This is a genomic window from bacterium (assembly GCA_016786595.1).
Taxonomy (GTDB): Bacteria; Bdellovibrionota_C; UBA2361; order SZUA-149; family JAEUWB01; genus JAEUWB01.
Map to the genome: position 1 here is coordinate 1 of JAEUWB010000042.1, position 11,290 is coordinate 11,290.

Sequence of the window (11,290 nt, forward strand, 5' to 3'; positions counted from 1 at the left end):
TTAATCTCTGGTACGGGGTTACTTTCTACTGCCCTACCCAAGCTTCGAGATTACACTTCCAACTACATTATCGTCCAGATTCTTATATTTGTTGCGTGCGATTGGAAATATTTATGGCTTTGCTACGGCTTGAGATTATGCCCGTTTGCTTAGGAAAGTAACCCCGTAACCCCGTACCAAAAGTTAAATTACGAGCTGGTGGCTCGCTTTGCGATATTGCCCCAACGATGCTTGTCCTACTTGGCATTCCGCAGCCAGACGAAATGACCGGGAAAAGTTTGCTTACTTAGAGCGTTTAGAAATATTTTTCCTTTCACAGGCAACAAACGCTGCCAACTGGCCGATAATATGTGAGATCTAAAGATCTTACTTAAAAAGATCTTTAGATCTCACTTAAAAACTTAAAATCAGCTATATTTAGTCAATATTTATGCGAAGCATTATTAATCTACTATTTCCACCAAGTTGTGCGGTTTGTGGGGACAGTGCGCCTGAGCTTGTGTGCGATGTTTTGTGTGAGCGTTGTAATCCACAAAATTATGTTCCTGCGATCTTAGGGTCGCAAGAACTGACCGACCCTGAACGTAGCTGCATTTGCTGTGGTGAGCCTACTCCTCGAATCTTCGATGCAGCGCCGCAGTGTATTGCCTGCGCAACTTGGCCTTCCCCGCTAACAACCTTAAGATCAGTCTACCGCTACGAGGAGCAGGCCGCAGAGATTATCAAGACTTACAAATACAATCATCGTTTTTCGCTTGCGGATTATCTCGCGCTAGTGATGGCCGAAACGATCCTACGCCCAGGGATTTTCCCAACAAGAGCTTGGGACTTGATTTTACCGATTCCCTCGATTTCAAGTAACTTGCTTAAGCGTGGATTCTCCCACACTGGGCTACTAGCTCGAAAAATCTCTGGGCTAATTGGCACTCCCCATTCGCAGTTTACGTTAATGCTCAACCGCAACCACGCGACCCAAGTTAACTTATCTGGCGAGAACCGCTTTCAAAACATGCAAAATGCTTTCCGCACCACAGCAAGCAAGGTCGCAGGTAGGAGGATTTTACTAATCGATGACGTCGTAACCACAGGGTCAACTCTCTTTTCTGCAGCCCTAACACTTGGTGCTGCCGGAGCTAAGCAGGTAGATGCCTTGACCTATGCGCGCTCTACGCAATTTAGTAGTTTAAGGCTAGTTACGGCTGACCAAAAACAAGCATTTGCATAAGCTTGAGTTGATCGGTATCAATTAATTGCTATGCGTAGTTTATTAGTATTATTACCATTTCTTGTGGCTTGCGGCGTTTGTGCTTATCTCCTGGAGGAGCAAGCAAAAACAGCACGACAGTTAAACACAATTAATGCCCTTGAAGATCAAGTAACCTTATTACGCACCGAAGTTCAATCGCTGCGCTCGCGCTTTGAAGGTCAAAGTGACCCCTTCAAACAAACAAGCAACCTACCAGTAGTTGCTAAGTCCACCACCAGCGAGCAAAATCAAAATGAAACCCCAATTCGCGAAATTTCATTTACCGCCGATAGTGGCTTAAAAGATGACCCCTTTCTGGGTAAAGCCGATGCACCATTTAACTTGATCATGTTCACAAGTTTTCAGTGCAAAACATGTGGTGAATTTTTCAAAAATACCTTTCCTAAAATCCGCGAAGATCTAACAGCGCAAGGTAAGGTTAAATTTATTCTCCGTGACTTTCCACTTGAATCTCATCTCTACGGAAAAACCGCCGCGCAAGCTGCAAGCTGCGCTGGTGAGCAAGGTAAGTATTGGGAAATGGCAGAAATTTTATATGCCCATGATACCGCAGTCAGCGAAGGAAGAGTTAGCTCCTTAAGCACCAAAATCAAGGAACTCGATCAGAAAAAGTTTTCGCGCTGCATGAAAACATCGCGCTATCAAAGTGAAATTGCCAAAGATATTGAAGCCGGGATGAGCTTAGGCATTAAGGGATTGCCTAGCTTTTTCCTCGGAACAAAAGCTGCCGACCAGGACTATCAAGGTGTTTTTATTCGAGGCGCTCAACCTTACGAGGTTTTTGCCGCTGAAATTGACGAGCAGAAAAATAACAAATGAGAATTTTCATCCTCGACGACGACAAGGACTTCGCGCGCATCTTACAATTGCAACTTAAGCAGCTTTTCCCCGCTGTTAAGTTCACACATGTAGAAACTATTGCCACCGCCCGTGAAACATTAGCGCAAGAAGCGCCCTTTGATTTGGCAATCTTTGACCAGAATTTACCTGACGGCTTGGGCTATGAATTAATTGCAAATCCCAAACTCGAGCAGACAACCGTGCTAGCAGTGAGTTCAGATGACGCGCCTGCTTTGCCGGCAAAAACTTTAGTTGCTGGAGCTGATCATTTTCTCGCCAAACGTCAAGTTTCATTGCCGCTATTTCTTCCACTGGTTGAGGCCCTCTTAACACGGAAAAAACTCGAACAGGAGTTATTGCAAGGGAAACTCATGCAAGAACGCATGGGCACAATTCGCACACTGCTTTCGACGCTACAGCATGAAATTAATAATCCACTTGGCGCAGTCCTTGGCGCAGCATACTTGATTAAACAGAATTCCAGCACCGACCCGGCAACTGCTGACCTGGGGAAATTAATTGAAGACAGCGGCAAGCGCATTAATCATGTTTTAACTCAACTGCTAGACGCAATAGAGCTTGATGCAACAAACAAAGGTCCAGAAAAAATGTTTCATGTGCCCGGCGACAAAGCTTGGGATAAGCAGAGTTAATACGGATGAGCCGTTGGTGGTGGCAACTAGAAATTCAGGGTGATCGTGCTGAAGAGCTAATTTTCGCAATCCCCGATCTAGAGATACAAGGCACTGAAGTATTGAACTCAAATCTTTTGCGCGTTTATTTGTCGGCAGAAGAATCCTCGACTGATTTAGCATTGCTTCACGGTAAACTTGAAACTTTTGGCCTAACTTTAGTTTCTACCACTAAAGTAGCAGAAAGAAATTGGGTTTTAGAATCTCAAACTAGCTGGCCCGACATCCAGATCGGGGAACTAACTGTTAAATTTACTCCTAGTCCTGAGAATGCGGTTCAGCAGAATCTAGATCGTAGAACCCTATTAGTTGTTCCCAGTATGGGCTTTGGCACAGGAGAGCATGAAACAACAAGAATGATGCTTGAGCTGATGCAGAGTCCTGGAATCATGGCGGCCACAAACAAGTCTGTGCTTGATGTCGGAACAGGGAGTGGAATTTTATCTATTGCAGCAGCAAAGCTTTACGAAGCAAGCATAACTGCGATTGAAATTGATGGACAAGCAGTTGCAAATGCAAGTGAAAATATTGCCTTGAATTCCTTCTCGGAAGAAAATATCCGGTTGATTCATGGCGATATTAAACTCGCAGCAGAAACTTATGACCTAATTTTAGCCAATATTTATGCCGAGGTTTTGCTTGAGCTTAAAGCTGACCTGATTAAGAGATTAAACCCTGGCGGATCGTTAATCATCTCTGGAATTTTAGCTGAGAAGGAAAAGTTAATTCTAGCTGAGTTTTCCGAAAATTTGACCGTTCAATCAATTCAGCGTCAAGGACTCTGGATTGCTGTAAGCTTAAGAAAGTGAACAAGGCTTCAAATTTGAACCTGCATGATTGAAACCTTGTCCACCTTCAGTCAGCGTACGCCTGCCTTGTCTTTCCCCTCAGCGCGGTGAAATTCTTGTCGACGCTGCTTCTTCATGCCTGGCGGAAGATCTCCAATCCAAGTATGAGGAACTTCAAGACTTTTCAGGGAGTCGCGCAAGCTTTCTGCCGAGAGCAAAGAATTCGCTTCGACCTGCCAACCCTTTGAGCTCAGAAGTTCTTGCGCATTCGTTCGCGTCTGCGGATCTCCTGAAACAAAAACGGCTCGACCCTCTGCCTGAAGCGCACCAAGTTTTAGCACGACTTCTCGTGACATGATCTCTTTGTTGTCTTTGCAAAGAGTGCCATGTAAAACGACGATTCCGGTGTCACCGAGTTCACCCAAATGGCGGATCTCGGTTCCGGCGATATGACCAATCACGATCGTAATTTCCGGTTCCATATTTCTCCTTCACCGCTCTGGCGGTGGACGTAAAAAGCTAAACCTAGCCGCTTACGTCCAGCGCCCGCGTAAAGAAAATGTAAAACCTTACTGAATTTGAAGCCTTGTTTCTCATCACGAAAGGGAAACGACTTAGGCGCATTTCTCCTTAAGTATTGAGAAACAATCTCAACTAAATACCCTGAGGGAAATGAGAAAGAGCGAGAACAATATATCAGAACTGCCACAATTTGAAGAAAGTGTCTATGCTATCCATCAACAGCAAACCAGGAGATGGATAAATTTATGCGGTCTGTTTATTTGACAATATTTTCAGCCCTTTTATGGACTTACTCACAATCCGAAACCCTAGCTCAAGCTCCTGCCTTAAATATTAAATTGACCGAGATTGCAACTGGCCTGAATGCGCCAGTTTATCTTACACACTCAAGCGATCATAGCACTCGGCTCTATGTTTTAGAACAAGCAGGGAAAATCAAGATTGTCGAAAACGCTGCAATACTTGCTACCCCCTTCCTAGACATCTCTACTGAAATATCATCTGGGGGTGAGCGCGGACTACTTGGACTTGCCTTTCATCCTGATTATCAGTCCAACCGAAGGTTTTTTATCTATGTAACTAACCCTCAAGGCGACATTGAAATTTTTGAATATAAAGCATCTGCAAAAAATAGCCTGGTTGCAGATCCAGCAAGTAAGAAAAGTATTATCCAAATTCCCCACCCTAAGTACGGGAACCATAACGGCGGCTGCTTGAAATTTGGCCCAGATGGATATTTGTATTTTGCCACAGGAGATGGTGGAGGGGCCGGTGATACGCGTGGAAACGCTCAGAATTTATCCTCCCTACTCGGCAAAATGCTGAGAATCGACATCAATGCCAAGGCTGGCACATATCAGGTCCCGCATGACAACCCCTTTACAGATGATTTAAGCGCCAAGAAAGGCATAAAACCAGAAATTTGGGCATATGGCCTACGCAATCCCTGGCGCTTTAGTTTTGACCGTAAAACAGGGGTTTTATATGCGGGGGACGTGGGTCAAAATCGTGTTGAGGAAATCGATATTATCGAACGCGGGGCAAACTACGGATGGAATATCATGGAGGGCATGTTCTGCTTCAAACCTGAAAAAGGCTGCTTGCGTGAAAAACTTAAAATGCCAATTCAACAATATGCTAGAAAAAGCGGGACTTCAATCATTGGCGGCTATATCTATCGTGGCAAAAAAATTCCAGAGCTCACGGGCAAGTATCTCTTCGGGGATTTCACGGGAGGAATGATCTGGACACTAACACCAAATGCCAACGATCAATGGTCTCGCGCTGATTTAATTGCTGCACCTGGAATGATTAGTTCTTTTGGCGAAGATCAAGCTGGGGAACTCTATGTGCTTGGTTATCAGGGCAATGTCTATCGGATTGATCCGGCCATTAGTAATTCCTACAAAAGATCGCGAGATTAATGCCTGCACAGTATAAAAAGTTGAATTCGATAAACTTCCACTCGACAAAAATGTTCAATAAAAGCTAGGGTTTGCCAAAGAACTTAACAGGGTTTGGTCAAATTTTGTGCTTATCTTATCAGCTATCTTAGTATTTTTTATTGCCTCAGCTGCTTGGGTAAGTAACTCGTTACCGATCGCCATTCTTCTGCTCGGCGCTGTGCTACTTGCTTATCATGTCCCTAAATTTAGCTATTACTCTTTCTTTTTGATTTTACCGGTATTTGGACACAAGCCCGGCACCTGGCAAACAGCATTTCTCCTTTATCTATCTGGAGCGCTCTTAATTGGTTCTTGTCTGAGAAATTTAGTCAAACAAGATTGCACTACGCGCTCAGCAAATTCAACATTAATCAATTCCTACCTTTTAATTTCATCGCTCAGCCTCCTTGGCCTTCCACTCAAAGATCTATTGTTTGACTTAAAAAGCAAATTCCCTCCGCTGGGAAGCTTTGCATTAATTCCTTTCAGCTTAACGAGGCTTGCAACCGCTACTGAAGAATTAATTTACTATCCGCTACTGGCCTTAGTCTTGCTTTTCCTTGCAGTGCTAATCGAAAGGAATTCGCATCAGTTCCTCACTGCTAAAGAGCGTGCCCAAGCCTTAGCACTAGGATTACTCTTCACAATTATTCTTGGTTTTCTCGGTTACTATGGGATGATCCCGCTTCAGGAGCTGCGTGGACTTGACCCCACTGTCAATGCCGGCGGAGTAGAGTTTCGCATGCAATCACTGTTCGGGCACTCTGGCTGGTTTGCCGAGTATGTAACCTTAACGATTCCCTGCATCTTATTAATTCTCCTGATCCCAAAAACATACTGGCTGAGAATCACTTTAATTTTAGTCGCTGCATTAATTGGAGAACTTACACTGGTAATGACTTATCAGCGTGGTGGTTGGCTTTCCTATCCCCTCACCTTATTTATAATTTGGGGCATGATTTACTTAGTGCGTTGCCACGAACAGGGTGAAGCAAACGCACTTTGTGCACTTAAAAAATCCTTTCTTAAAATCATGCTTAGTTTCCCTTTGACATTAGTGATTACAGCCGGAGTGCTACATTTAAGCGGACTTGATCTTGGGGCATATAAATCACGCGCACTTGAAATTAGTAAAACCTCGGATCGCACAGATTTCGTTCGTGCAGGGGTGATGCTCGGAATGCTTCGGCCGATGCTTGGTCTTGGTGGCGAATCATTTGCTTACCAGTTTGAAAAAGAATTTGTGGCAAAGTCAGGAACCTACTTTAAGAGTATCGATCTACCGCTGCATGGAACAGCGCATAACGTCTACGCCCAAACTTTTGCTGGGAAAGGCCTGCTTGGCTTACTTGCCTTAATTCTCATCGCCTTAAAGCCGTTACAGTTGTTACTGCAGAGTATTAAAACAAATCAACAGCTTGAGCAGATTATTCTTAATGCAATCGCTGCATGCTCAGGAATTGCTTTTTTGATTTACGGTAATGTGCAGGAAATATTTTATATTCCAGCCCTCGGGTTTATTTTCTTCATCCTAATTGGGCTGACAAGCGGTGTAACATCCTCTCAAGCAGAGCAACATAGCCGTAAAGCCTTATCTATCTACGCAGCGATATTGATTGTAGGAGCGCTACATCATTATCTCCCTCCTGTCTCTGGACTCACACAACCCGAAGTTGGGTGCTATCCACCGGAAGCAAACGGGGCACGTTGGTGCGGTAGGCGGGCATTAGTTAGACTTGATGGACTAGTCGCTAAGCGTGAGCTTGAAGTCTCAGCTGGTCCATATCACGGAGCAACCCAGACATTAATCATTGAAGACCCTACTGGCCAGCAACTCTGGGCAGAAGCTCTAGCCCCAAACACAAGCACGAAAATCGCACTTGATACTCTGCGAAAGAAAATCGAATATTTTGTGATCAAGTTCGACGGAGTTTTTGTTCCGCAAGTAAGCATTCCGGACTCGACAGACATCCGTCTCTTAGCCGTGAGAGTTAAATAAATCTGCTGTGATTAATGAAAGGGACCTTTACTTTACGCTCCGAGTGCTCTTGCTGAAAATTTTTCTTGGTCGTACTCGGCCATGCTTACATTAGTGGTTAACTTAACAAACTACTACTGGCCTGCAGCCATTAAGATAAGGAAAGCAGATAAGTCCTTGTCATTTCGAGCGAAACGAAGTGAAGTCGAGAAATCTCCAAATTCTTCAAGAAATACAATTGGAGATCTCTCCACTTCGCTCTTCGCCGTAAACATGTACGGCTCAGAGCTTCGGTCGAGATGACGGTGAAAAAATTCTTATCTTTACGGCTATAGCTACTGGCCTGCGTAGGCCTCAAAAAACATACAAAAAAACTTCCGTTCGGCTCCACTCTGCGCTTTATCGAACATTGATTGAAACCAAATAATCATAGAAAAACAACTTGTTGGAATTAATGCTGTGGAACGACCTTTTCGGGCCCTCCGCTTAAAAACTCAATAACTTGCTGAGGCAATATTGGCAGCGTTTGCGGCCTAAGTATTCTTAAATCACTCACCGTCAACTTCTCACGCTGATTCTCTTCGCTGATTTGCATTGCAATTTGTGGTTGCGGAATGCTGACATTTTTTATCGACTGCGCTCCAAGAAATGATGGGCTTATGTCCCCTTGGTGCTTGGGTTCTAGTGCCTGAATATAAAGCGAAAGCGAACGATCGACTTGCACAATAAATACTACCCAGTATGGGCGATTTAATTCGAAATCGTAACGATCAAAAAGATAAAATCCACCACTCCCATCCGCACCACGAAAATACGCTTCGGGGCGGATCGAACTTCCTCGATTGCTAATCGCTAGTGCCCAGCCGGGCTTGGCACGTTGCGACCTGTCAATTTTGGAAATCAGTGAGAAGTTAGCATCCGGCTTTGGCAGTTCAGTGAAAACTACTTGGAATGAAATCAAGGTAGGTTGCGGCGTATCGAAAATAATTTCCATGGGCGCAGCTTGCCCGATTGCACTACCAGTCAGTGCAAATGTAATTAGAAGTATGAGGACGAGCTTGCTAAATGTAGGCACGCGCATCTGCGTGGCGAGATTATGAATCTTGCTGTTCTGCAGCAGCTTCAGCTTCTTTTTGCTTTGCCTTAAGTTCCATCAAGCGCTTAGTTTGCTCGGCAAGTTGCGCTTCGTCTTCTTGAGAAACTTGAACTTCAAAAGCATCAACTTTAATTTGGCTGACAACTTCAGGATGTAACTTAACTTGCACGAAGTGAATACCGATCTTCTTGATTGGCTCACTGAGCAGCACGCGTCGACGGTCGACTACGATGCCCTGTTTTTTTAGTTCTTCAGCAATATCTTTGGTGGTAATCGAACCAAATACGCGACCATTGGCACCCATACGTAGACCAATCTTTACAGCCAAATCGCGCACTTTGTTAGCAAGCTCTTCTGCACCAGCTTTCATGCGCTTTTTCTTAGCGTCAATTTGGCGCATTTTGTGAGCAACCGCCCCAGCACTTTTAGCGCCCATTTCTACAGCAAAGCCTCGAGGAATTAAAAAATTTCGCGCATAGCCAGGACGCACTTTTACAGTTTCACCGATATCACCAAGGCCAACAACATCATCTGTTAAAATTACTTGCATAAATCATTCCCTAAATAAGCGATTAGAACTTAAGCTCTATGAGTATCTATTGAAAACTATAGCGCAGCCGGCTCAATTTCTGCGTCGACAACTAAGTCCGCAACAAAATCATCTTCATAAATTTGCTGAGAAGGCATCATGTTCTCACGCGCACGCGCTGTGAAATCTGGAGCAAACTTGTCTTTTGTTACGAAAATATGACGCAACGCTTGCTCATTGATCTTCAACTGACGTTGCAAGTCAGTAATCATCGTATTGTCGCCTTCAAGTAAAATTAAAACATAAATGCCAAAATCTTTGTTGTTAATTTTGTAAGCCAAGGGACGCTTTCCCCAAGTGTCAACGTTAGTTACGTTGCCTTGGTGCGCACGCACTGTCGTTTCAATTTTAGAAATTTCTGCTTTAAGCTGGTCGTCACTCAAATCTGAATTATATACAACCATTGCTTCGTATTTATTTATCATAACAATCCGTTAAATTTTAATTGCTTAGGGCTATTTGCTTACCCGTTAAAAGAGCAGGACTTATAGCAAGTTACAGATCGGGAATCAATTATTTGCAGAGAAAATCTACAATTCTCAAGTATTAATAGCACTTTGCGCTGGTTCCAGGCCCTCTTTTATGAGGGTTTCTATGCCGATAACTGCTCGAGTTATAGCGCTATCAATCGCAGAACTATCTTCAGAACCAGCACTAGCTAACACCCAAGCTTTAACTGGCATCTCCGGTGTTTGTGAATCCCGTGGGTGGCCAATACCAATGCGGATGCGAAAATACTCAGCTGAACCGATTTTCTCGTCAATATCGCTTAAACCATTATGCCCGCCGCTAGAGCCTCCGCGCTTTATTTTCAATCGCCCCGGAGCCAGGTCCAAATCATCATGAGTAACAATTAGCTGCTCAGGCGGGATTTTATAAAAATTTAGTATTTGAGAGACAGGGCCACCAGACTCATTCATGTAACAATCGCCACGCACAAGTAAGAGATCCACACCCGGGAGATATGAATTCACTTTGTAAATGAACGCGCCGTGTTGGTTAGTCCACTTTTCAATTTTTGGTGTTTGCAGCTTAGCCGCAAGTTGCTCTAAGCAACAAACACCTACGTTATGCCTAGTATTTCTGTAGCGCGCTCCAGGATTTCCCAACCCGACTACGACAAACACTACGAGCGCCCCACCACGTTACTTTTTATCTGCCTTCTTTGCATCAGCCTTAGCATCAGCGGCAGGTGCTGCAGCAGCCCCTTCAGCAGTCGCAGCTTCCCCTTCAGCAGTCGCAGCAGCAACAGGAGTTTCAAGTTGCATTTCTTTAGCAGTAATCGCACTGACAATTGACGTCTTAGGATCAGTTTTAAGACGAACCCCTTCAGGCATTTGTAAGTCTGCAGCGTGAATTGAATGGCCTTCTGCTAAACCGCTAATATCAACCGTGAGCTGATCGGGAATCGCTGTTGGCAAGCACTCAACTTCGACTTCATAGCCTGTTTGGTTGAGAATCGCATCACCACTCTTCACTGCAGGACATTCACCAGTTAACTCTACAGGAACTGGCACAGTAATCTTTTTACCTTCATGAATTGAGTAAAAATCAACATGCATGACTTCGTCACGCAATGGTTCAATTTGCGCATCTTTTACCAGCGCCATCATACCATTTAATTTACTATCCACGCTAGTAAAGCGAAAAAGCTGTGTTTGTTTTTTTCCGTAAACTTTCTTGCCATACTCACGTCCATTCACAAGCAAAGGCAATGCCGGAGTGCCCTCACTGTAGACAACCCCTGGGACTAAGCCTTGACGGCGCGCAGTGTTAGACTTTCCAGTGCCAAGATCATTACGAGCACTAACTTCTATATCAATAATTTGCATACACTATCTCCTCAATATTTTATTTTCAATCTGTCTCAAAAAGTGAGCTCACTGACTCATCGCAATGCACGCGCTTAATTGCTTCGCCAATTAGGTCTGCAACAGGAAGGCGCATAAAGTAATTCTCAGGCTTTAATGACTGTGGCGTGTGATAAATTGTATCACTCATAATCAATCTAGAAATTTGGCTTTTCGGCATGCGTTCTTTTGCCGCACCAGATAAAACTCCGTGCGCCGTGCA

At 44.2% G+C, this 11,290-nt stretch carries 13 protein-coding genes; 6 read left to right on the forward strand and 7 right to left on the reverse strand.

Annotated elements, in window-relative coordinates; translation table 11 throughout:
* Nucleotides 1–430 precede the first annotated feature (430 nt).
* Genes JNK13_06395 through JNK13_06410 form a run of 4 tightly spaced genes read left to right on the forward strand, consistent with a single transcriptional unit; the run spans nt 431 to nt 3,608 of the window.
* A complete protein-coding gene (locus JNK13_06395; GenBank protein ID MBL7662363.1) occupies nt 431–1,225 on the forward strand; it encodes a ComF family protein in 795 nt (264 codons plus the stop codon).
* Between the two features lie 30 nt (nt 1,226–1,255).
* Complete coding sequence (locus tag JNK13_06400; protein ID MBL7662364.1) at nt 1,256–2,086, forward strand: thioredoxin domain-containing protein; 831 nt, start codon at nt 1,256–1,258, stop codon at nt 2,084–2,086.
* Entirely contained in the window at nt 2,083–2,760 is a 678-nt protein-coding gene (locus JNK13_06405) for a response regulator (GenBank protein MBL7662365.1), read from the forward strand. The genes JNK13_06400 and JNK13_06405 overlap by 4 nt, the downstream gene beginning before the upstream one ends.
* 5 nt (nt 2,761–2,765) lie before the next feature.
* Nucleotides 2,766–3,608, forward strand: coding sequence for a 50S ribosomal protein L11 methyltransferase (locus JNK13_06410; GenBank protein MBL7662366.1), 843 nt, complete (start codon nt 2,766–2,768; stop codon nt 3,606–3,608).
* 50 nt (nt 3,609–3,658) lie between these two features.
* Here JNK13_06410 and JNK13_06415 read toward each other — a convergent pair whose 3' ends face one another.
* Entirely contained in the window at nt 3,659–4,069 is a 411-nt protein-coding gene (locus JNK13_06415; protein MBL7662367.1) for a hypothetical protein, read from the reverse strand.
* A 285-nt stretch (nt 4,070–4,354) separates the two neighbouring features.
* On the opposite strand from JNK13_06415, the gene JNK13_06420 reads away from it, so the two are divergent.
* Both JNK13_06420 and JNK13_06425 read left to right on the forward strand, forming a co-directional pair.
* Entirely contained in the window at nt 4,355–5,533 is a 1,179-nt protein-coding gene (locus JNK13_06420; GenBank protein ID MBL7662368.1) for a PQQ-dependent sugar dehydrogenase, read from the forward strand.
* A 106-nt stretch (nt 5,534–5,639) separates the two neighbouring features.
* Nucleotides 5,640–7,553, forward strand: a complete 1,914-nt coding sequence (locus tag JNK13_06425) for an O-antigen ligase family protein (GenBank protein MBL7662369.1) — start codon at nt 5,640–5,642, stop codon at nt 7,551–7,553.
* Between the two features lie 430 nt (nt 7,554–7,983).
* Here JNK13_06425 and JNK13_06430 read toward each other — a convergent pair whose 3' ends face one another.
* The 6 genes from JNK13_06430 to JNK13_06455 all read right to left on the reverse strand — a co-directional run.
* Nucleotides 7,984–8,607: a hypothetical protein gene (locus JNK13_06430; protein MBL7662370.1), complete on the reverse strand. Its 624-nt coding sequence runs from the start codon at nt 8,605–8,607 to the stop codon at nt 7,984–7,986.
* A gap of 19 nt (nt 8,608–8,626) precedes the next feature.
* Complete coding sequence (locus JNK13_06435; protein MBL7662371.1) at nt 8,627–9,178, reverse strand: 50S ribosomal protein L9; 552 nt, start codon at nt 9,176–9,178, stop codon at nt 8,627–8,629.
* Nucleotides 9,179–9,234: 56 nt separating this feature from the next.
* A complete protein-coding gene (gene rpsF / locus JNK13_06440; GenBank protein ID MBL7662372.1) occupies nt 9,235–9,642 on the reverse strand; it encodes a 30S ribosomal protein S6 in 408 nt (135 codons plus the stop codon).
* Nucleotides 9,643–9,756: 114 nt separating this feature from the next.
* Nucleotides 9,757–10,344: an aminoacyl-tRNA hydrolase gene (locus JNK13_06445; GenBank protein ID MBL7662373.1), complete on the reverse strand. Its 588-nt coding sequence runs from the start codon at nt 10,342–10,344 to the stop codon at nt 9,757–9,759.
* A gap of 18 nt (nt 10,345–10,362) precedes the next feature.
* Nucleotides 10,363–11,049, reverse strand: coding sequence for a 50S ribosomal protein L25 (locus JNK13_06450; protein ID MBL7662374.1), 687 nt, complete (start codon nt 11,047–11,049; stop codon nt 10,363–10,365).
* Between the two features lie 25 nt (nt 11,050–11,074).
* A partial coding sequence (locus JNK13_06455) for a phosphoribosylpyrophosphate synthetase (GenBank protein MBL7662375.1) occupies nt 11,075–11,290 on the reverse strand: 216 nt, incomplete at its 5' end.